Annotated in this window: 21 protein-coding genes; 12 read left to right on the forward strand and 9 right to left on the reverse strand. The window is 73.0% G+C overall.

The window, feature by feature from the left end; genetic code table 11:
* From IG99_RS07970 to IG99_RS07985, 4 genes are all read right to left on the reverse strand, one after another.
* Positions 1-975 carry an SDR family NAD(P)-dependent oxidoreductase gene (locus tag IG99_RS07970; RefSeq protein ID WP_037671476.1) on the reverse strand — a complete coding sequence of 325 codons (975 nt, stop codon included), beginning with the start codon at positions 973-975 and terminating at the stop codon, positions 1-3.
* Between the two features lie 328 nt (positions 976-1,303).
* Positions 1,304-2,485, reverse strand: coding sequence for an FUSC family protein (locus IG99_RS07975; protein WP_037671287.1), 1,182 nt, complete (start codon positions 2,483-2,485; stop codon positions 1,304-1,306).
* A 30-nt stretch (positions 2,486-2,515) separates the two neighbouring features.
* On the reverse strand, positions 2,516-3,181 hold the full coding sequence (locus tag IG99_RS07980) for an HAD family hydrolase (protein ID WP_037671288.1): 666 nt from the start codon (positions 3,179-3,181) through the stop codon (positions 2,516-2,518).
* Between the two features lie 43 nt (positions 3,182-3,224).
* The gene (locus tag IG99_RS07985) at positions 3,225-4,262 is read right to left on the reverse strand and encodes a PHP domain-containing protein (RefSeq protein ID WP_037671290.1); all 1,038 of its coding nucleotides are present in this window, start codon (positions 4,260-4,262) and stop codon (positions 3,225-3,227) included.
* Positions 4,263-4,405: 143 nt separating this feature from the next.
* Between IG99_RS07985 and IG99_RS07990 the strand changes: the two genes are divergently transcribed.
* From IG99_RS07990 to IG99_RS08000, 3 genes are all read left to right on the forward strand, one after another.
* The gene (locus IG99_RS07990; RefSeq protein WP_051865021.1) at positions 4,406-5,230 is read left to right on the forward strand and encodes an SDR family oxidoreductase; all 825 of its coding nucleotides are present in this window, start codon (positions 4,406-4,408) and stop codon (positions 5,228-5,230) included.
* A gap of 286 nt (positions 5,231-5,516) precedes the next feature.
* Positions 5,517-5,753 (forward strand): hypothetical protein, encoded by a 237-nt coding sequence (locus tag IG99_RS07995; protein ID WP_037671291.1) that lies wholly within the window; start codon positions 5,517-5,519, stop codon positions 5,751-5,753.
* A gap of 100 nt (positions 5,754-5,853) precedes the next feature.
* Positions 5,854-8,850, forward strand: coding sequence for an AfsR/SARP family transcriptional regulator (locus IG99_RS08000; protein WP_234311770.1), 2,997 nt, complete (start codon positions 5,854-5,856; stop codon positions 8,848-8,850).
* On the opposite strand, the gene IG99_RS08005 is transcribed toward IG99_RS08000, so the two are convergent.
* The gene (locus IG99_RS08005; RefSeq protein WP_037671293.1) at positions 8,828-9,376 is read right to left on the reverse strand and encodes a VanZ family protein; all 549 of its coding nucleotides are present in this window, start codon (positions 9,374-9,376) and stop codon (positions 8,828-8,830) included. The genes IG99_RS08000 and IG99_RS08005 overlap by 23 nt on opposite strands.
* Positions 9,377-9,591: 215 nt before the next feature.
* On the opposite strand from IG99_RS08005, the gene IG99_RS08010 reads away from it, so the two are divergent.
* Genes IG99_RS08010 through IG99_RS08035 form a run of 6 tightly spaced genes read left to right on the forward strand, consistent with a single transcriptional unit; the run spans position 9,592 to position 13,373 of the window.
* Positions 9,592-9,774 (forward strand): hypothetical protein, encoded by a 183-nt coding sequence (locus IG99_RS08010; protein WP_037671296.1) that lies wholly within the window; start codon positions 9,592-9,594, stop codon positions 9,772-9,774.
* A complete protein-coding gene (locus IG99_RS08015; RefSeq protein ID WP_037671298.1) occupies positions 9,771-10,223 on the forward strand; it encodes an MrpF/PhaF family protein in 453 nt (150 codons plus the stop codon). The genes IG99_RS08010 and IG99_RS08015 overlap by 4 nt, the downstream gene beginning before the upstream one ends.
* Before the next feature lie 30 nt (positions 10,224-10,253).
* Positions 10,254-10,514 carry a hydrogenase subunit MbhD domain-containing protein gene (locus tag IG99_RS08020; protein ID WP_037671299.1) on the forward strand — a complete coding sequence of 87 codons (261 nt, stop codon included), beginning with the start codon at positions 10,254-10,256 and terminating at the stop codon, positions 10,512-10,514.
* The gene (locus IG99_RS08025) at positions 10,511-11,269 is read left to right on the forward strand and encodes an MnhB domain-containing protein (RefSeq protein ID WP_037671300.1); all 759 of its coding nucleotides are present in this window, start codon (positions 10,511-10,513) and stop codon (positions 11,267-11,269) included. The genes IG99_RS08020 and IG99_RS08025 overlap by 4 nt, the downstream gene beginning before the upstream one ends.
* On the forward strand, positions 11,269-11,616 hold the full coding sequence (locus IG99_RS08030) for a sodium:proton antiporter (RefSeq protein WP_037671301.1): 348 nt from the start codon (positions 11,269-11,271) through the stop codon (positions 11,614-11,616). The genes IG99_RS08025 and IG99_RS08030 overlap by 1 nt, the downstream gene beginning before the upstream one ends.
* Positions 11,616-13,373: a complex I subunit 5 family protein gene (locus IG99_RS08035; RefSeq protein WP_037671302.1), complete on the forward strand. Its 1,758-nt coding sequence runs from the start codon at positions 11,616-11,618 to the stop codon at positions 13,371-13,373. The genes IG99_RS08030 and IG99_RS08035 overlap by 1 nt, the downstream gene beginning before the upstream one ends.
* A 136-nt stretch (positions 13,374-13,509) precedes the next feature.
* Here IG99_RS08035 and IG99_RS08040 read toward each other — a convergent pair whose 3' ends face one another.
* Together IG99_RS08040 and otr(A) are read right to left on the reverse strand one after the other, a co-directional pair.
* Positions 13,510-14,172: a DUF4230 domain-containing protein gene (locus IG99_RS08040; RefSeq protein WP_037671303.1), complete on the reverse strand. Its 663-nt coding sequence runs from the start codon at positions 14,170-14,172 to the stop codon at positions 13,510-13,512.
* Between the two features lie 69 nt (positions 14,173-14,241).
* Positions 14,242-16,143, reverse strand: coding sequence for a tetracycline resistance ribosomal protection protein Otr(A) (otr(A), locus tag IG99_RS08045; protein ID WP_037671305.1), 1,902 nt, complete (start codon positions 16,141-16,143; stop codon positions 14,242-14,244).
* A gap of 193 nt (positions 16,144-16,336) precedes the next feature.
* On the opposite strand from otr(A), the gene IG99_RS08050 reads away from it, so the two are divergent.
* Positions 16,337-17,290 (forward strand): ribose-phosphate diphosphokinase, encoded by a 954-nt coding sequence (locus IG99_RS08050; RefSeq protein ID WP_037671306.1) that lies wholly within the window; start codon positions 16,337-16,339, stop codon positions 17,288-17,290.
* 27 nt (positions 17,291-17,317) lie between these two features.
* Here the strand turns inward: IG99_RS08050 and IG99_RS08055 are convergent, their stop codons facing one another.
* Together IG99_RS08055 and IG99_RS08060 are read right to left on the reverse strand one after the other, a co-directional pair.
* Positions 17,318-17,698, reverse strand: coding sequence for an anti-sigma factor antagonist (locus IG99_RS08055; protein ID WP_037671309.1), 381 nt, complete (start codon positions 17,696-17,698; stop codon positions 17,318-17,320).
* A gap of 150 nt (positions 17,699-17,848) precedes the next feature.
* Positions 17,849-18,286, reverse strand: coding sequence for a MarR family winged helix-turn-helix transcriptional regulator (locus tag IG99_RS08060; protein ID WP_037671480.1), 438 nt, complete (start codon positions 18,284-18,286; stop codon positions 17,849-17,851).
* Between the two features lie 116 nt (positions 18,287-18,402).
* Between IG99_RS08060 and IG99_RS08065 the strand changes: the two genes are divergently transcribed.
* Both IG99_RS08065 and IG99_RS08070 read left to right on the forward strand, forming a co-directional pair.
* Positions 18,403-19,857, forward strand: coding sequence for an aldehyde dehydrogenase family protein (locus IG99_RS08065; protein WP_037671311.1), 1,455 nt, complete (start codon positions 18,403-18,405; stop codon positions 19,855-19,857).
* Positions 19,858-19,887: 30 nt separating this feature from the next.
* Complete coding sequence (locus tag IG99_RS08070) at positions 19,888-20,994, forward strand: NAD(P)-dependent alcohol dehydrogenase (protein ID WP_037671313.1); 1,107 nt, start codon at positions 19,888-19,890, stop codon at positions 20,992-20,994.
* Positions 20,995-20,998: the final 4 nt, after the last annotated feature.

Consider the following 20,998-nt stretch of genomic DNA (forward strand, 5'->3'; position numbering starts at 1 on the left):
TCACCGGACGTCGAACGCGTCCACGCCTGTCCGCTCCGCCGACAGCTTCCACAGTCGGGCCGCCTGTTCCGGGTCGGTCGCCCAGGGCCGCACGCCCGAGGTCACGTCGTCGGACAGGGCGGCCTCGGCGATGTCGCAGTCCTCCAGGTAGACGCCGCCCAGACCCGCCAGCTGGGGCGAGGTCGCGGCCCACACCTGGGTCGCGGCGCCCTGCTGCGGGCTCTTGAAGCCCTCGGGGTTGAGCACGTTGCCCGCCTCGTCGATCCAGCCGCGCTCGATCATCTCCTCCTTGGGCAGGTGCCGCTGGAGCGGCGTGATGATGCCGCCGGGGTGGAGAGAGAAGGCTTGTACACCATGCTCCCGGGCGAGCCGGTCGAGGTGGACGGCGAACAGCACGTTCGCCGTCTTCGCCTGCCCGTACGCCTGCCACTTGTCGTAGCCCTCACGCCAGTCGACGTCGTCCCAGCGCATCCCGGAGAAGTGATGGGCGCGGGAGGAGACGGAGACCACACGGGCACCACCGGGCTCGATCGCCGGCCACAGCCGGTTGACCAGGGCGAAGTGGCCGAGGTGGTTCGTCGCGAACTGCGCCTCCCAGCCGGGTCCGACCCGGGTCTCGGGGCACGCCATGATCCCGGCGCTGTTGATCACGATGTCGAGGGTGCGGTCCGAGGCGAGGAACCGGTCGGCGAAGGCGCGAACGCTGTCGAGGTCGCCGAGGTCGAGCTCGTCCACCTCGACCCCGGTGAGGCCGCCCAGGGCCTGCGTCGCGGCTTCCGTGCGGCGCGCGGGTACGACGACCCGGGCGCCGGCCTTGACCAGTGCGCGCGTGGTCTCCAGGCCGAGCCCCGAGTAGCCACCGGTGACGAGTGCGAGCCGTCCGGTGAGGTCGACGCCGTCGAGGACGTCGTCAGCGGTGCTCTCTGCGCCGAAGCCCGATCCGATCTTGTGCTGTGCCGTGGTGCTGTAGGTCATGTCCGGCACGCTACGAATTCGAGCGCACTCGAAGTCAAGGGCGTGCTCCGGCCAGAGAACCGGCCAGAGAACCCACCAGGGAACCGGACCAGAGCCGGACAGAAAAGAGCCCCGACCGGACGGGGGATTCCGGTCGGGGCTGTCAGAAGGTGGGTACGGATGGCGGTCGCCTCTCGGCGAAAGGCTCCACAGGGCTTCAGCCGAACGATCGTCCCTGTGGGCAAAAGGTGAGGCCCGGGGACACTGTCCCATCCGTACCCACGGCTGGTTCAACGGCCAACCACTCGTGCGTGTTCCTCGCCCCACGCCCGTCGTGCCGTGACGTGTGTCACCCCTCGCCCCCCTTCGGTGCCGGTGCCACCTCCGACCAGATGTTCTCCGCCTCCAGCAGCAGCGTGCCCAGCACCGCCGTAGGGGCCGCGCCCCCTTCCCGCGCATGGTGACTCAGACTGCTCTGCAGACGGCCGTGCAGCTCGCGAAGCTCCTCCAGTGCCGCCCGCGACCCGTCCTTGGCGGACTCGTGGCAGGCGTCCCCGATCAGCTCCAGCAGCCGGGCGTACTCCCGCAGCGCCGGTCCGTCCGGCGGGGCGGGGGATCGGTCGTCGTCGACGGACACCGCGAGGGTGCGCGTCAGGACCGTCACATGGGTGGCGACGCGGCACCAGCGTTGGTCCTCCGTCTCCGGAGGCACATCCAGCGACCCCCGGTGCAGTGCGCGTAGCGGGCGGGCCGTCAGGCGCAGACTCTCCCGGCTCCAGGAGCGCGCCGAGCGCAGCCCCTCACACCGGCGTTCCAGCCGGGCGGCCGCCCGCGACCACTCGGCGGCCGTCGACGCGTCCCATTCGCCCTCCAGCAGCCCGGCGGAGATCGCATGCAGCACGTCCCCCGCACCCCGGGCCAGTGCCGCCAGGTTCTCCCGCACGTCCCGCAGGTGCACCGGCGGCAGGACCAGAGCGTTGACCGCGACACCGACGACCGCGCCGAGCGCCGCCTCCCCCACCCGGTGCGTCACGGCCGGCACCGTGACCGCCGTGCCCGAGGCGACGGTGAACAGGGCCGTGGTGGCCGCGTACACGCCCTGGTCCCCGAACCGGGACCAGTTCGCCAGCAGCATCAGGGGCGGCAGGCACAGCGCCAGCGCCCCCGTGGTGTCGTCGGTGATCACCTGCGCCAGCGAGGCGAGCAGCGCCCCCACGCAGATCGCCGTGAACTGCTGCGCCGCCTGCCGCAGCGAGCTGTACACCGTGGCCTGCACCAGCACCAGTGCCACCCAGGGCGCCATCATGGCCAGCGGGTCGTCCAGCAGGACTCCGCCCAGGAACCAGGCGATCAACGCGGCCCCCGCCGCCTTCAGCGACTGCACGACCAGGTCGCGCTCCCGGCCGGGGCCGCTCCAGGCCGCCCGGACCGACAGGGCAACGCCGTTCGCCCCCCGCCGTACGAAATCCACCGGCCCGGAACCGTTCAGGGGCCGTTCCCACAGCCGTACCTCATCACTCACACGCGTCATGACCTGCGGATATTCCCCGTTTCCGGCGGGTCATGCCAGAGGACTGTCGGCCAGGGAGGCCAGCAGGTGCGCGGGATCGTCGTAGATCACCTCCGCGCCGGCCTCTTCCAGGTCGGCGCGCGGGATGCCGCCGCACAGCACGCCGACGCACCGCACCCCGGCCTGGCGGCCGGCCAGCATGTCCCACACGGTGTCGCCGACGAACACGGCCCGCTCGGCGGGCACCCCCGCCAGCTCCAGGGCGTGCTCGACGGGCTCCGGCGCGGGCTTGCCCCGCTCCACGTCGTCGGCGCTCGCCGTCGCGGTGATGGCCTCGTCGGCGTCGATCGCGCGCCGCAGCGCGGACAGCTCCGCACCGCTCGCCGAGGTGGCGAGCACCACCGCCCAGTCGTCCTTGTGCAGGCGCCGCAACAGCCGGCCGGCGTCCCGCAGCGCGGGCAGCCGGTCGAAGTACTGGCCGTAGAGCGCCTTGTGGGCGGCGCTGAGCTCGTCGTCCCGCTCCTCGTCCCGGTCGTCGCCGAGCAGGTGCGCGATCAGGTCCGACGAACCGAGCCCCACCGCCCGGTGGACGGCGTGCATCGGGACCCGGTGGCCCGCCTGCCGGAAGGCCTCCCACCAGGTCGTCACATGGAGGTGGTTGGTGTCGACGAGGGTCCCGTCGACGTCGAACAGGGCCGCGCGCCGCTGGGTCGGCATGGTCGAGGTGCTCCTTTCGCTCCGGGGCCGTCCGAGTACCACGTCAGCGCCCGGCCACTCCCGCCGGGGTGCGCCCCTCCCGCGTCCAGGCCAGCAGCTCGTCCGCGGACCAGGTGGTGACCACCCGCTCCGGCGGCACCCCGCACTCCTCCGCCCGCGCGCACCCGTGGGCCTGCCAGTCCAGCTGGCCGGGCGCGTGCGCGTCGGTGTCGATCGAGAACAGCACCCCGGCGTCCACGGCCCGCCGCAGCAGCCGCTTGGGCGGGTCGAGCCGCTCCGGGCGGCTGTTGATCTCCACGGCCGTGCCCGACTCGGAGCACGCGGCGAACACCTCGTCCGCGTCGAACTCCGACTCCGGCCGCCCCCGCCCGCTGACCAGCCGCCCGGTGCAGTGCCCGAGCACGTCGGCGTGCGGATTGCGTACGGCGGCCACCATGCGGCGGGTCATCGCCCGCGCCCCCATGCGCAGCTTGGAGTGGACCGACACCACCACGAGGTCGAGCCGTTCGAGCAGCTCCGGCTCCTGGTCGAGGGAGCCGTCGTCGAGGATGTCGCACTCGATGCCGGTCAGCAGCCGGAACGGCGCCCAGTCCGCGTTGAGCCGTTCCACCACGTCCAGCTGCTCCCGCAACCGCTCCGCGGACAGACCGCGCGCCACCGTCAGCCGCGGCGAGTGGTCGGTCAGCACCGCCCACTCGTGCCCGAGTGCGGCCGCCGCCCGGCCCATCTCCTCGATCGGGCTGCCGCCGTCCGACCAGTCCGAGTGCAGATGGCAGTCCCCGCGCAGCAGCGCCCGCAGCTCCTCGCCGCCCTGCACGAGCGGTCCCCCCGCCTCGCCCTCCAGCTTCTCCAGGTAGGCCGGGACCCGCTCCTCCAAGGCTTCCCGTACCACCTGCGCGGTCTTCGGGCCGAGGCCCTTGAGCGCCTCGAGCGTGCCCGCCCCGGCCCGTTCCTCCACCTCGCCCTCGGGCAGCCGAGACACCACCCGGGCCGCCGTGCGGAAGGCCTGGACACGGTACGTCGGCGCCAGGGAACGCTCCAGCAGGAAGGCGATCCGCTCCAGGGCACGGACGGGGTCCATCACTACCTCCGACTCCGGTCTCATGAGTTCCGTTCACGCTCCAGAGTTCCCCAGCCCCACCCGGCACGCACGACGAGCACACGGTTTGTCCGGTACGCACCCGGGTACTGCGAAGCGTCGTCCCCTTCGTGAGGAGGTATGCGATGTCCGCGGTGCCCTCTGTGCCCGTCCCCACCGCACGCACCCAGGTGGCCCTGGTCACCGGAGCCGACTCCGGCATCGGCCGCGCCACCGCCGTCCGACTGGCCCGGGCGGGGATGGACGTGGGCATCACCTGGCACACCGACCTCAAGGGCGCCGAGGAGACCGCCGACGAGGTCCGCGCCCACGGGCAGCGGGCCGTCGTGGCCCAGATGGACCTCACCCGGCTGCCGGTCGCCGCCGGCACCGTCGACGAGCTGTGCGACCGCCTCGGCCGCATCGACGTCCTCGTCAACAACGCCGGTACGGGCACCATGACGCCCTTCGTCGACCTGGAGCTCGACACCGTGCGCGAGGTCCTCGACGTCGATCTCGTCGGCCCCTTCCTGTGCGGGCAGAAGGCGGCCCGGCACATGATCCGGCAGGGTGACGGCGGCCGGATCGTCAACGTCACCTCCGTCCACGAGCACCAACCCCGCGTCGGCGCCGCCCCGTACTGCGCGGCCAAGGGCGGACTCGGCCTGCTCACCCAGGTCATGGCCCTGGAGCTCGCCGAGTACGGCATCACGGTCAACGCGGTGGCGCCCGGAGAGATCGCCACGCCCATGACCGGGCAGGAGGACACCGACGTGGAGTCGACGTCCCGCCCCGGCATCCCGCTGGGCCGCCCCGGTGACGCCCGCGAGGTCGCCGCCGTGATCGCCTTCCTGGCCGGCCCCGACGCCGCGTACGTCACCGGCGCCTCCTGGTCGGTCGACGGCGGCATGCTGCGCATGGGCCCCCAGGCGGGCTCCCACCTCGAGCGCGACGACTGGCGACGCCCCTGAGCCCTGGGGGCTGTCCGGCGGATCTGCCGCAGACGCGGGGTCCGTCCCGCCCACCTGCGGCGTTGTCGTCGGTTGCCGCCCCCCCCCACGCTCGGCTTCGCTCGCGCGGGGGCCCCATCGCGTCGACGCCCTCCTCCGCCTTGCAGTCGGACGCTCCCCCACGCTCGGCTTCGCTCGCGCGGGGGACCCCACGACCCCGCTCACCCGGATCGATGAGTCACCGCTGCCTTCCTGCGACCTGATCCGCCGGACAGCCCCCAGCCGGTTCGCGCTCTACGCTCTATGCATGACCGAAATCGCGAGCCCGCACATCGGCAGACCGCGGATCCTCGTGCTCGGGGTACAGCCGGGCACGCCTCCGTTCAGGATCGTCGAGATCGACGGCCACGTGGTCGGTGAGGCCAAGGCCGTCACCGACGTCCTGGAGGCGGCCGCCGCCTTCGGCATCACCGTCCACGACCTGGACGACCCGGACGTCGTCCGCTGGGTGGGCGGGGACAAGTTCACCTGGACCCGCCACTGACCGACGGTCCCCTTCCGGCCGCCGTCGGACGAACAAGGGCCGGGCCCGTACCAGGTAACCCAGGGTCACATTCGGTGTGACGTAGGGTGCATGCCGGGGTGTGGGACCGGAGGGGGACGAGGTGGCGCCGGAACCGGTGCGGTTCGCGGTACTGGGGTCCGTTCGGGTCTGGCGGACCGGGACGGAGCTGGAACTCGGACGACCGCAGGAGCGGGCGCTGCTCGCGCTGCTGCTGGTACGGGCGGGGCAGCCCGTCGCCGTGGCCGAGATCGTCGACGCGCTGTGGGGCCGGCGCCCGCCGGACAGCGCGGTCAACGTGGTCCGCAGACATGTCGGGTCGCTGCGCCGACTGCTGGAACCCGGCCTGCCCCACCGGGCGACGGGCCGCTGGCTGCTGCGCAGCGCCGGCGGATACCGACTGGCGACCGACGGCGACAGCCTGGACCTGCTGCGTTTCCGCGCGCTGCGTACCGAGGCCGCTCGGGCCGCGTCCGACGGGCGATCCGGACGGGCCGTGGAACTCCTGGTCGAGGCACTGTCACTGTGGCACGGGCCGGTGGCCGCCGGGATCCCGGCACCGGTGCGCGCGCACGCGGCCTTCGGCGCGCTGGACGAGGAGCACCTCGCGGCCGTGAAGGAGGCCGCCGACCTCGCGCTGCGCGCGGGCGCGGCGGACCTGGTCCTTCCCCGGCTGCGGGAGGCGGCCGTGCGCAGCCCGCTGGACGAACCGCTGCTGGCCCGGCTGATGACCGCCCTCGCGGCCACCGGACAGCGGGCCGAGGCGTCCGGTGTGTACGACGCGGTGACAGCCCGGCTCGCCGAGGAGCTGGGCATCGACCCGGGAGAGGAACTGCGCGAAGCCCACCGGGCCTTGCAGGGCGAACGCCACGCCCACCGGGCCGTACCGGGCGTGGCGGCCCCCGCGAGGACCGCGACCGCAACTGCCTGGGTCTCGTACGGGCCTGTCCCGGCCTCCGATGCCTCGTCCGTCCCCGCCCCGGCCACCGGGGACTCGTCCGTCCCTGTCCCGGCCGCCCCGGACCTGCACGGTCCAGGAGCGGCCCCCCTGCCCGTCCCCGCGCAACTCCCGTACGACCTGCCGACGTTCTCCGGACGGCGGGCCGAACTCGACCAGGCCTCCGCGGTGCTGGCCGGCACCGCCGGGACCGCCGGGACCGTGGTGATCGGCGCCATCGGTGGCATGGCCGGGATCGGCAAGACCACGCTCGCCGTCCACTGGGCCCGTCAGGTGGCGGACCGCTACCCGGACGGACAGCTCTACGTCAACCTGCGCGGGTTCGGCCCGTCCGGGGCGGTCATGAGCCCCGACGAGGCGGTCCGCGGCTTCCTGGACGCCCTGGGGGTGGCACCGGACGGCGTCCCGCACGGACTCGACGCACAAGCCGCGCTCTACCGCAGCCTGCTGGCCGGGCGACGCGTCCTCGTCCTGCTGGACAACGCGCGGGACGCCGACCACGTACGGCCGCTGCTGCCCGGCACGCCCGGTTGCCTGACGATCGTCACCAGCCGGGACGAGCTCTCCGCCCTGGTGGCCGTCCACGGAGCCCACCCCCTCACCCTGCGTCAGCTCGACGCCGACGAGGCGAGGGAGCTGCTCACCCGCCGCCTGGGGGCCGGCCGGGTCGCCGCCGAACCGGAGGCGGTAGCGGAGATCACCGCGCTGTGCGCCGGACTTCCGCTGGCCCTCGCCTGCGTCGCCGCCCGCGCGGCCACCCACCCGCACTTCACGCTCTCGGCCATCGCGGCCGAACTGCGCGCGACGCACGGCAGCCTCGACGCGTTCACCAGGGCCGACGTCTCCGCCGACGTCGGCGCGGTCTTCTCATGGACCCTGCGCGCCCTCTCGCCCGCCGCCGCCCGCCTCTTCCGACTGCTCGGCCTGCATCCCGGCCCGGACTTCACCGCACCGGCCGCGGCCGCCCTCGCCGGGCTCGACGTACGACGGGCGCGGCTGCTGCTGTCGGAGCTCGCCGGCGTGCACCTCGTCAGTGAGCACATCCCCGGCCGGTACGCCTTCCACGACCTGCTCCGCGCCCACGCCACCGAGTCGGCGCACAGCCGACACGGGGACGCCGAACGCGGGGAGGCCGTGACCCGGCTGTTCACGCACTACCTCCACACGGCGCACGCCGCCGTCGTGCTGAACGCGCCGTATGCCGACGGGATGCCTCTGCCGCCCGCACCCGAGGACGTCCGACCCGAGCCGCTCGCCGACGACGAACGGGCGCTGGCCTGGCTCAGAGCCGAATACCCGGTGCTGCTCGCCGTCATCGACGCGGCCGCCGCCTCGGGCCGCGACGGCCTGGCCTGTCTGCTCGTCTCGTCCCTGGAGCGGTTCCTCGACCGGCAGGGGCACTGGCACGACTGGGCGGCCGTCCAGCGGACCGCGCTCGACGCCGCGTTGCGGCTGTCCGACCCCGTCATGGAGGCCCACGCGTTGCGCGGACTGGCCCGCGCGCAGGGCCGGCTGGGCCTGCACGACGAGGCCGCCCCAACCCTGGAACGGGCCCTCGCGGCCTTCACCGCACTCGGCGACGACATCGGGCGAGCCACCGTGCACCGCAGCCTCGCCTGGGAGTCCGAGCAGCGCGGCGACTTCCACGGCTCCCTGCGGCACGACCAGTTGGCCGTCGACCTGCTCAGAGCCGGCGGCGGACGAGCCGCACAGGCGTCCGCCCTCAACGCGGTCGGCTGGTCGTACGCCGTCCTCGGGGAGTACCGGCAGGCACTCGACCACTGTTTCGAGGCCCTGTCGATGCTCCAGGGACTCGGCGACCTCGTCGGTCAGGCCGCCACCTGGGACAGCATCGCCTACACCCACCACCACCTCGGCGACCACGCGCAGGCCCTGGCCGGCTACCGCAACGCGCTCGCCCTCTACCGGGACGCGGGCGTGCCGGCCGAGGAGGCCTGGTCCCTCCTGCGCATCGGCGACACGCACCGCGCGACGGGCGACGACGAGGCCGCCCGCGCCGCCTGGCTCAGCGCCCTCACGCTCTTCACCGACCTGGCCCACCCCGACGCGGAGCGGGCCCGGGACCGGCTCCAGGGCCTCAGCTGTGCACAGCCCGGCTGAGTCGACGGCCCACCAGCACGTAACCGATCAGTGCGCCCGTCGTGTTCAGGATGACGTCGTCGATGTCGAAGGCGCGTCCCGTGACCAGCAGGCCCTGGGCGCATTCGACCAGGAGCATCACCACGGCGGTCAGGAACAGCACCCGCAGGAAGCCGCGTGTGCGGGGTGCCACGACCGGCACCAGCACACCGAACGGAACCCCCAGCAGCACGTTTCCGCCGATCTGCTTGACCGCGTCCCGCAGCGCGGGCTGGTCCAGGTAGGCCCTCAGGGAGCTGCCCGGGTGGAAGTTGGTGTGCGTCAACGCCTCCGAGGCGGGCGAGGGCTGGAGCGTGAGCCGGGCCAGGACCACGGCGAACGCCACCATGAACGCGAACGCCAGGAGCGTCGCCAGCAGGCGGAGCGGCAACGGCATCCGGCGGCGGCGGGTGTCGGGGGGCGGCTTCGACGCCCGGCCGGCCGACTTGGTCGCCCGGGCCGGTCTGGCCGGCCGGATCGTGCGCAGGCGCAGTGCAGAGCGGACCATGAATTCTTCTCCAGTCTTCAACATCCCTGCGATGTAGGGCGGTTACCCCGACATACGGGGACCAGTCCCCCTCCGCCCGTCCCGGCGTCGGCCGCGCCCCGGTTTCCGTTCCTGCGCTCGGGGCACTCCGGGTGGAGACCCGCGCGTGCCGCCGCCCCCAGGGGCGCGCGCGGTGCTTGGATGCCCGAAAGAACCGGGCGGCGAGGAGGTGGAGCGTGAACCGGCGTACGACGCTCCTCACCGCGGCCGAACTCCTCGGCTGGTGGGCCGCCCTCGCCCTGCTGTGGCTGGTGTTCATCAGCGCCGTGGACACACTGGAACTCGCGGTGGGTGCGGCCGCCGCAGCCGTCGGCGCACTCGCGGCACACGCCGCGCGCCGGGCGGTGACCGACCGGTGAACGGCTGGATCCTCGCGGCGGCACTCGTCCTGGCCGGGGGAGTGGGGGCGACCCTGTGGGGCGTCGCCAGCGGACCCCTGCGCCGCCGCGTGATCGCCCAGAACCTGACCACCGCCCTGGCCTGCCCCGCCCTGCTGCTCCTCGCCCAGGGCTACGACCGCCCCTCCTACGTCGACGTCGCCCTGGTCCTCGCGCTGCTGGGCCCGGTCGGCACGCTGGTCTTCGCCCGGCTGCTCGCCGACGAACTCACCGGCGACCCACCGCGCGCCTGGGGTGCGACCTGGGCGGTCGCGGGCCTCGGCACGGTCGTCGTGGCCATCCTGTGCGCGGTCGCCGCACCCGGCCGCGCCACGGCGAAACTCCTGGTCACCGGCGTCCTGCTGATCGGCGGCAACGTGGTCGCCTCACGGGCCCTCGCGGGCGGCTTCGGCGGGGTCCGCCGTGGCTGAGCCCATTTTCCCGACGGACCGAGGTGAGTCGTGACGGACGCCGTCATCGTGGTCGCCCTGCTCCTCGTGGCCGCCTCCGCGACCGTCGCCGTGGCGACACGCGACCCGGAGCGGCAGGCCCTGGTCCTCTCCGTCCTCGGCGTGGTCCTCGCCGTGCTCTTCACCGTGCTCCAGGCGCCGGACGTCGGCCTGTCGCAGCTGGCCGTCGGGTCCGCCGTCACTCCGCTGTTGCTGCTGCTGACGGTCCGCAAGGTACGGCGGCGGCCGCGCCGGAAGGAGCCGCCGCCGTGAACCGGCGCCTGCGGCTGTGGCTCGTGGGCGTCGGCGGCGCGGGGCTCGCGGCCCTGCTGGTGGCCGCCTGCCTCGACCTGCCCCGCTTCGGCGGCGACCGGCACCCCTACGGCGACCGGGCCGTCCGCGCGTCGCTCTCCCGGCACACCGCCAACACCATCTCGTCCGTCAACTTCGACCAGCGCGCCTTCGACACCCTCGGCGAGATGAGCATCCTGTTCGCGGCCGTGCTCGGCTGTGTCGTCCTGCTCCGGCAGACCCGCGACGAACACCGTGACCGGCCCGAACCCGCCGAGGTCGCCCGGCCCGTACGCGGCTACGCCCTGCTCGTCCTGCCCGTCGCCCTGCTCACCGGCCTCTATGTGATCGCCCACGGGCAGCTCAGCCCCGGCGGCGGCTTCCAGGGCGGCGTGGTCGCCGCGACCGCCCTGCACCTGCTGTACCTCGGTGCCGACTACCGCGCCCTGGAACGCGTCCGTCCCATCGGTGTGTTCGAGGTCGGCGACGCGCTGTCCGCCGCCGCCTACCTGGTCACCGGCCTCGCGGCCGTCCTCGCGGGCACCGCCTTCCTCACCAACACCCTGCTGCCGTACGGCACCTTCAACACGCTCTCCTCCGGCGGCACCGTCCCGCTGCTGAACGCGGCCATCGGCATGGAGGTCGCCTGCGCGGTCGTCGTCCTCCTCGCCCGCTTCCTGGACCAGGCGGTGGAGATCGAGCAGGACAAGGGAGAGGGCGAGGTGAGAGCGCCGTGATGCACGTACTGCCGTACCTGGTCGCCGTCTGGATCTTCCTCGTCGGCTGCTACGGCCTCGCCACCAGCCGCAACCTGATCCACGCCGTGGGCTGCCTCGCCGTCTGCCAGTCCGCCACCTACGTCCTGCTGCTGGCCGTCGGCTACCGCGACGGCGCCACCGCTCCCGTCTTCTCCGACGTGAAGCCCGGGTCGCGGCCCGTAGTCGACCCGGTCGTCCAGGCCCTGGCCCTCACCGACGTGGTCGTCGGCGCCACCGTCACCGCCCTGCTGCTCGCCCTCGTCGTCCAGGTCGCCAAGCGGCACGGCACGGTGGACCCCGACGAGCTCTCGGAGCTGCGCGGCTGATGAACCACCTGCTCCCGCTGCTCGTCGCCGTTCCCCTTCTCGGGGCGGGACTGCTGGTCGCCGCAGGACGCCGGCTGCCCCGGGCGGCGGCCGAGACGATCGGCTGCGCGGTCTCCGCAGGCACGGCCGCGCTCGCGCTGGTACTGCTGCTCAACTGCTCCCCGCCGATGGTCGAGTGGGTCGGCGACTGGCGGCCGGTGAACGGCCGCAGCGTCGGCATCGTCGTCGTCGGCGACGGTCCGGGGCTCGGGATGGCCGCCCTCGCCTCGCTGCTGACGCTGGCGGCGCTGGTGTACTCCTGGCACTACTTCGAGGAGCCGCCCCGCGGGCACGCGGGCTCCTTCCCGGCGCTGATGCTGGTCTTCCAGGCGGGCATGTGCGGCTTCGCCATCGCCGGCGACCTCTTCGACGCGTTCGTGTTCTTCGAGCTGATGAGCGTCGTCGCCTACGCGCTCACCGGCTACCGGATCGACGAACCCAGGGCCGTGCAGGGCGCCCTGACCTTCGCGGTGGTCAACTCCCTCGGCGCGTACGCGATCCTCATGGGCATCGCCCTGCTGTACGGGCGCACCGGTGAGCTGGCCATGACCCACATCGGCCGGGGCCTCGACGCGCACGGCCGCCCCGACGCGCTGGTCCTCGCCGCGTTCGTCCTCGTCCTGACCGGCCTGCTGGTCAAGGCCGCCGCCGTCCCCTTCCACTTCTGGCTGCCCGACGCGCACGCCGTCGCGCCCACCCCCGTGTGCATGCTGCTGTCCGGCGTCATGGTCGAACTCGGCGTGTACGGCGTCTGGCGTGTCTACACCACCGTCTTCTCCGGCCCCGGCGGAGTCCCCGTCGCCGACCTGGAGCGGGTTCTGACGGTGCTCGGCGGGCTGAGCGCCGTCATCGGCGCCGTCATGTGCTGGTACCAGCGGCACCTCAAACGGCTCCTCGCCTACTCGACCGTCGCCCACACGGGACTGTTCCTCGTCGGCGTCGGCGTGCTCAAGCCGGAGGCCGACGACGGCATCGCGCTGTACGTCCTCGGTCACGCGGGCGTGAAGGCGGCGCTGTTCGCCTGCGCGGGCATCCTCCTCGACCGCTACGGCAGCGTCGACGAACGCGCGCTGCACGGACGGGCCCGCGAACTGCGGGCCGTGGGCGTGATGTTCACCGTCGGAGCCCTCGGACTCGCGGGCCTGCCGCCGTTCGGCACGGCCCTGGGCAAGGCGCTCGCGGAGGAGGCCGTGGGCGGACCGCTCACCGTGCTGTACGTCCTGGCGTCCGCGGTCACCGCCGGGGCCGTCCTGCGAGTCGCCGCACGGGTGTTCCTCGGTCTCGGCCCCCCGCCCGAGGAGGAGGAGTACGAGACGACCGGCACCGGTGAGCGGCCGGAGACCCGCGGGCGGCTGACCCGGATCCCCGCCACCATGACGGCGGTCCCGGCGGTGCTGCTCGCGGGGGCGCTGGCCGTCGGTGCCGCCCCCGGACTCGCCCACGTCGTGGCGCACGCCGTGAACGAGGCCGGATCCGGGGGCGCGGCCGCCGCCGTGCACTGGACCCGGGCCGGAGCCCTGCTCGGCCTCCTCTCCACCGCGCTGGCCGTGGGCCTGGCGGCGGTGGCCGTCACCCGGCCCGGACTCCTCTCCGCCCCGGACCGGGCGCTGCCGCTGCGGCGCCTGCAGTCCGGGCACATCGGCGACTACGTGGCCTGGCTGCTGGTGGGCGCCGCGCTGGTCGGCGCCCTCGCCCTGCCGGGCGTGCTCGGCACCTGAGACACCCTGAGAAACCCGAGGTCCCCGAGGTCCCCGAGGCCCCCGAGGTCCCCGAGGTCCCCGAGGTCCCCGAGGTCCCCGAGGTCCCCGAGGTCCCCGAGGTCCCCGAGGTCCCCGAGGCCCCCGGGCCGGATTCTCAGGCGTCGAAGGAGACCTTCACCTCCTTGAAGCCGAGGGAACGCAGCAGGCCTTCCAGCATGTGGGTGGTGTTCGTCTCGGCGCGTTCGGTCAGCTCGCTCTCCTTGGCGGCGTCCCCGATGTGCCGTACCGCGAGCTTCTGCACGGCCTGTTCGCTGTTGGGGTTGTCCGAGAAGAAGTCGCCGAGACGGTCGAGGAGACCGCGCTGCTTGGAGACCGCGTAGGAGCGTTCGGTGTCCAGGGCCGGCTTGCCGAGCTGGGCGTGGGGCAGGCGGAGCGTGGCCGACGTACGGTCGTCGTCGACCGTCACGTCGTTCTTGCCGACCTTCCCGAGGTCGACGTAGGCGTCGACGGTGCCCGCCCCGACGTACAGGGTGCGGGTGCCGCGGATCGCGTCGGGCAGGAGTTTGGCGTCCTTCTCCAGGTCGACGACGACCTGGAAGTTGCCGGAGGCCGCGTCGTAGCGGCTGATGTCCTGGATGGACTCGAGCAGCGCGGGTCCGGAGCGGTCGTGGGTCTCCGTGCCGAACAGGTCCTTCAGACCGGGGAGCACACTGAGCCGGATCCCGGCGAAGAACACGACGAGCACGATCACGACCGCGCTCACCGCCTTCGCCCAGCCGGGCATCCGTCCCGACACGCGCCTGATGGGAGTCGTCATGGCGACGGCCCTCCTTCCTACAGAGCGGATTCCCCCGCAACGCCCCTACCAGACCGCCCTGTTGCCCGATCATGCGCGTGCGGTCCGGCGGACGGCCCGGTCGCCCGACGGGCGCGACCACCAGACGCCCTCGCCGTGGGTGAGGCCCGGCAGTCGCAGCTCGGCCTCGCGCACATGCCGGGCGGGCAGTTCCCCGGTGATCACCCACGCCGTCGATCCGCCGGTGGTCTCCTTGAACTCCGCCCCGAGCGAGGCGAGTCGAGCGGTGACGGGGGCCAGGGCGTCCGGCGGGACCTCCGCCTCGAAGGCGTGGTACGGCTCGTACACCCGCGTCCCCGCCCGCGCGAGCGCCCTGCGCAGCACGATCGGGGTGAGGCCGCGGAAGTCGGCCGCGGTACTCAGGGGAGGGGCGAAGCCGGAGCGGATCAGGGTCACGCGGTAGTCGGTGACAGGCCTGCCGTGCGGTCCGTCCCGCAGCGTGCCGTGCACGGTGTCCTCGACGGCCTGGTGGAACGCCCGGGGCAGCGCCCCGAGCTCCGTCTCGTACGTGAACACCCCGCCGGAGCCGTACGGTCCCGGTTCCACCCGCAACCCGATCGTCGCCCAGTACCTGGTGTGGTCGAGCCACGGCAGCTCCTCCCAGGCCTCGCCCGTCCCGGCGGGTCGTTCCAGGAGCCGGACCCGGCCGGGCTCGAAGTCGGCCTCCACGCCGAAGTCCTGCGCGAGGGTCGCCGCGACCACCTCCAGCTGGACCTCGCCGTACAACAGCAGCGCGGTGGCCCCGTCGTCCGCCGGGCGGGCGTGCAGCAGCGGGTCCTGGTCGGCCAGCGCCAGCAGGGCCGAACGCAGCCGCGCCGCCTGCTCGGGGCGCCGGGCCCGGGCCAGGGTCTCCAGCGTCGGCGGCGCGAAACGCGGTGCCCGGTCGGGCGGGGGAGCGCCGAGCCGGTCGCCGACGCGCAGGCCGGCGACCCCGGTCAGCGTCGCGATGTTGCCGCCGGTGAGCGGCCCGCCGCGGCCGATCACCTCCAGGCGGTTGGCCCGCCCGGGGATCTCGGTGGTCCGCCCGTCGGCCTCGCGGCGCAGGAAGGTCAGCCGCTGACGGGCGGTCACCTCACCTTCGTAGAGCCGCAGATACGCCGTCCGCTCGCCGCCGGGTCCGGGGCGTACGGCGAACACCGTGCCGCGGGGGGCGGCGTCGGCGGGTGCGGCGGGTTCGGGCTCGGATGCCGGGGCGGTCCCGGGCTCGGGGAGCAGCCGGACGAGGCCCCCCACCAGCTCGGCGACACCCTGGCCGCCGAGGGCCGAGCCGAAGTAGACGGGGTGGACCGAGCCGTCGGCGGTGCGTGCGGCGAGTGCGGCGCGCAGTGTGTCCGGAGTGGGTTCGGGGCCGTCGACGACCGCCGCGAGGATGCCGGTGTCGACCTCGGCGAGGGTCTCGGCGGCGGGCAGGTCCAGGGGGCACGGCCCGACGCGGGCGTCGGGCGTGCCGATGCCCGTGACCCGCGTCAGCGGGACGACGAGCGGAGTGAGCCGACGCCGGATGTCGGCGAGCAGGCCCTCGGCGCGGGCGCCCGCCCGGTCGATCTTGTTGACGAAGACCAGTGTGGGCAGCCCGAGCCTGCGCAGGGTCCGCATCAGCACCCGCGTCTGCGCCTGCACGCCCTCCACCGCCGACAGCACCAGGACCGCGCCGTCCAGCACCTCCAGGGCGCGCTCGACCTCGGCGATGAAGTCGGAGTGCCCGGGGGTGTCGATGAGGTTGATCTGTGTGCCGTGCGCGGTGAACGCGGCGACGGCGGAGCGGATGGTGATCCCGCGCTGCCGTTCGATCGCCCCGTCGTCCGTGCGGGTGTCACCGGCGTCGACGCTGCCGAGCCGGTCGAGGGCGCCGTGGTCGAACAGCAGCCGCTCGGTGAGGCTGGTCTTACCGGCGTCGACGTGGGCCAGAATTCCGATGTTCAGGGTCTGCATGGGTGGTCGAGTCCTCGAGAACCGTCGTCCAGTGGGGGAGGCGGGGGTCTTCGAGGAGTCGGCGCATGCGAGTGGTCCTGACGTGAGGGAGGACGGACGCGGCCATCATGGCGTGCGCCCAGGGGTGGACCGCAACCCGATTTCCGGGTCCGTAGCATGAGGTCCCCGGACGTGATCCCGCGAGGAGCCGATCGTGCGAGACATCGCCGTGTTCAGTGGTGGCGCCCATCCCGAACTGGCCGCCGAGGTCTGCGCCCATCTCGGCGTCCCCCTCAGCCCGACCCGGGTCAGCAGGTTCGCCAACGACTGCCTCGAGGTACAGCTCCAGGCCAACTGCCGTGAGCGGGACGTCTTCCTGATCCAGCCGCTGGTGCGGCCCGTGCAGGAGCACCTGGTCGAGCTGCTGATGATGTGCGACGCGGCGCGGGGGGCGTCCGCGGGCCGTATCACCGTCGTGATGCCGCACTACTCCTACGCGCGCTCCGACAAGAAGGACGCGCCCCGCATCTCCCTGGGCGGCAGGCTGGTCGCCGACCTGATGGTGGCGGCGGGCGCGCGCCGCGTCCTCGCCATGACGCTGCACTCGCCGCAGGTGCACGGCTTCTTCTCGGTCCCGGTCGACCACCTGCACGCCCACCGTGAGCTGGCCGCGCACTTCCGGCGGTACGACCTCTCCCGTACCACCGTGGTCTCGCCGGACCTCGGCAACGCCAAGGAGGCGGCCGCGTTCGCCCGGATGATCGGCGCCCAGGTGGCGGCCGGTGCCAAGCAGCGGTTCGCGGACGACCGGGTCAGCATCAGCTCGGTGATAGGCGAGGTCGCGGGGCGGGACGTGATCGTCCTGGACGACGAGATCGCGAAGGGCAGTACCGTCCTGGAACTCCTGGACCGCCTGCGGGAGTTGGGGCCACGCTCGATCCGAGTGGCGTGCACGCACGGGTTGTTCGCGGCCGGCGCGCTCAAGCGGCTGAGTGAGCAGCCGGACGTCCTGGAGATCGTGTGCACCAACACGGTGCCGGTGCCCGAGGAGGAGCACACCGACAAGCTGCGGATCCTGTCCATCGCCCCGGCCCTCGCGGAGGCCGTGCGACGGATCCACAACGGCGAGTCCGTCAGCGCCCTGTTCGACGCGCCGACCGCCGGGTAGCCGAGAGGGGCTTGGCCGGGGGCGCGGTCATAACGAGCCGGACGTGGCCTCGGGGCGGCTGAGGGCCGCGTCCAGCGTCGGATGCGGAGGCAGCAGGCGGCTCAGACCGGTGACCCGCAGGACGCGCAGGGTCAGCGGATGGGGGCAGACCAGGAGTAACCGGCCGTCGTGGTCCAGCACCCGGGTGCGGGCCCGGTACAGCAGGCGCAGTCCGGAGCAGTCGAAGAAGTCGACCCGGCTGAGGTCGATCACGACCCGGGGGTCGGGCCCCGCCGTCACATCGTCCAGGTGGGGGACGATCTCCCCGGCCGCGACGATGTCGATCTCACCCCGGAACTCCAGCACCGTGTGTCCCCGGTCCTGGTGGACACGGAGATGGCGGGTGGGCGCCGCCGGTTCCTGCCGCACGACGACATCGCCTCCAACCTGCTCCGACAGCGGGAAGCGCCGAGCAGCCCCCCGCCCAGCAAGTTACCCCCGCTGCGATGAATTTGAGCATGTTCGGTTGACATATGTCTTCGATTTGCGACCGACTCCTTCAAGGTTTTGTTCACAGCGTTAAGAAAGTGCGTGCCAGGCCTTGGTGAGGGCCTGGCGGAACTGCTCGGACTGGTGCGCCGTGAGATCGCGCACCATCCGCTCCTCCAGCTCCCGCACCGGCCCCGCGTGCCGGACGAGAAGCTCGCGACCGTCGTCGGTCAGCAGGATCAGCAGCTCGCGCCGGTTGCGCGGATTGCGCTCCCGTCGCACCAGTCCGCGGCCCTCCAGGGAGCGCACGAGGTCGGCGATGGACTGGGCGGTGACGAACGAGTCGCGGGCGAGCTGTGCGGCGGAGAGGCCGTCGTGTCGCTCCAGCACGGTGAGCGCGGTGTACTGCAGCGCGGTGATCCCGGACGGCCTGACCAGCTCGTCCAGGTGGGAGCGCACGACGAGCTCCACCTGCTTCACCATGTACAGCAGGGACGGGGGCGCCTTGGTTTCCTGGGTGCCGAGCATGAACAGAGCGTAGACCATTGACAGGAAACCTGTCTGTAATGAGACTGCGCACCATACGGCGAACCATCAGGAAACCTGTTGGTTGAAATCTTGGCGACGACGCTGAGGGAGTGGTGATGACCACCTTCGAGAGGGAACCCGGCCGACTGTTCATCGGTGGACAGTGGCGCGAGGCCGCCGACGGGGCGCGCAGCGAGGTGGTCGACCCGTCCCGGGGCGTGGTCGTCACCACCGTCGCGGAGGCGGGAGCGGCCGACGTGGACGCGGCGGTGCGCGCCGCCCGCGAGGCCTTCGACTCCGGGCAGTGGTCCGGTCTGAGCGGCCGCGAGCGGGGCCGGATCCTGCACCGCGTGGCCCAGCTCATCCGCGAGAACGCCGACGACATCGCGGAGCTGGAGAGCCTCGACGTCGGCAAGCCGGTCACCCTGGCCCACGCCGTCGACGTCACCAACGCCGCGAACGACTACGAGTACTACGCCTCCCTCGCGTACACCCTCGACGGCGCGCAGCGCGACACGCCGATGAACGCCCACGCCTACACCAAGCGGGGCCCGCTCGGGGTGGTCGCCGCCATCACTCCGTTCAACTTCCCGCTGATCCTCGCCGGCTCCAAGATCGCCCCCGCCCTCGCCACCGGCAACACGGTGGTCCACAAGCCGGCCGACGAGACCCCGCTCAGCGCCCTCTACATGGCGGGCCTGCTCCAGAAGGCCGGTGTCCCCGACGGTGTCGTCAACGTCGTCACCGGCGCGGGCCCGGTCGCCGGCGAGGCACTGCTGCGCCACCCCGGTGTCGACAAGATCGCCTTCACCGGCTCCACCGCGATCGGCCGGCACGCCGCGAGCATCGCCGGTGAGAACCTCAAGCCCGTCACCATGGAGCTCGGCGGCAACGCGGCCCACATCGTCTTCGAGGACGCAGACCTGGAGAAGGCCGTCGGCGCGATCATCAAGGGCTTCGTCTTCAACACGGGCCAGTTCTGCATGGGCGGCCCACGCCTGCTGGTGGCGCGCTCCGTCTACAGCACCCTGCTCGGCATCCTCGCCGAGGCCGTCCCCGGCGTGCCCGTCGGAGACCCCCGGCAGCCCGAGACCGTCGTCGGTCCGATGGCGGCGGAGAAGCACCTGCGCAAGGTCGAGGAGTACGTCGAGATCGCCCGCAAGGAGGGCGCCCGCATCGTCTGCGGCGGTGAACGGCTCGACCTCGACGGCGGCTACTACTACAAGCCCACCGTGATCGCCGACCTCGCCAACGACTCGCGGGTCGTCCAGGAGGAGATCTTCGGCCCGGTCCTCACCGTCCAGCCCTTCGACTCCGAGGACGAGGCCGTCGCCCTCGCCAACTCCACACGGTACGGCCTGGCCTCCGGTGTCCAGACCCGCAACCTCGCCCGCGCCCACCGCGTCGCCGGCCGGCTCCAGGCGGGCATCGTCTGGATCAACGACTGGGCGATGCTCGACCCCGCCGTCCCCTTCGGCGGCGTCAAGGACTCCGGCTTCGGCCGCGAGTACGGGCCCGAGGCGCTCGCCTCCTACACCAAGGTCAAGTCCGTCGTCGTCTCGCTCGACTGAGTGCGCCCGTACCCAGAGGGAGTTCACCCGATGCCCATCACCACCCGCGCCGCCGTCGTCGAGTCCGGCGGAGCGCCCTTCACCCTGTCCGACGTCGTCCTCGCCGACCCCGCCCCGCACGAGGCGGTCGTCCGGCTGGTGGCCGCCGGGCTGTGTCACACCGACCTCGGCGTGGCGAGCGGCGGACTGCCCTTCCCGCTGCCCGGAGTCCTCGGTCACGAGGGCGCGGGGGTCGTGGAGGTGGTCGGTACGGCCGTCACCGGGGTGGCCCCCGGCGACCACGTCGTACTGTCCTTCACTTCCTGCGGCGACTGCCACAACTGTCACGGCGGCCACCCGGCCTACTGCACCACCTGGCTGCCGCTGAACCTCCTCGGCGGCCGCCGCGCCGACGGCACCGCCACCGTCAGCCGGGACGGCGAGGACCTCGGTGGCCACTTCTTCGGTCAGTCGTCCTTCGCCGAGCGGGCGCTGGTCGACGAGCGCAGCCTCGTCAAGGTCGACCCGGACGTACCGCTGGCGTCGATCGCCCCGCTGGGCTGCGGTGTGCAGACCGGCGTCGGCGCCGTCTGGAACGTGCTGAAGCCGGCGCCGGGCAGCACGGTCGTCGTCCTCGGCGCCGGCGCCGTGGGCCTGTCGGCGGTGATGGCCGGCGCGCTCACCCCGGCCACCACGATCATCGCAGTCGACCGGGTCACCGAACGCCTGGAACTGGCCAAGGAGTTGGGCGCCACCCACACCGTCGACGCCGGACAGACCGACCTCGGTGAGGCGATCGCCGAGATCACCGGCGGACGGGGCGCCGACGGCATCGTGGAGACCACCGGCAGCGTGGCCGTCCTGCGCCAGGGCGTCGACGCGCTGGCCGGCCGCGGCACCCTGGTCGTCGTGGGGGCGCCGCCCTTCGGTACCGAGGTCTCCCTCGACGTCAACGGGCTGCTCGGCGGGAAGCGGGTCGTCGGCCTCACCCTCGGCGACAGCGAGACCCAGAGCTTCATCCCGGCCCTGGTCGAGCTCGTCAAGGAGGGACGGCTCCCGCTGGACCGCCTGATCGGCACGTACGCCTTCGCGGACATCGGCCAGGCGGTACAGGACATGACCTCGGGCAAGACCATCAAGCCGGTCCTGACCTTCTGACGGG

It is taken from the genome of Streptomyces griseus subsp. griseus (assembly GCF_000720255.1).
Lineage (GTDB): Bacteria > Actinomycetota > Actinomycetes > Streptomycetales > Streptomycetaceae > Streptomyces > Streptomyces griseus_I.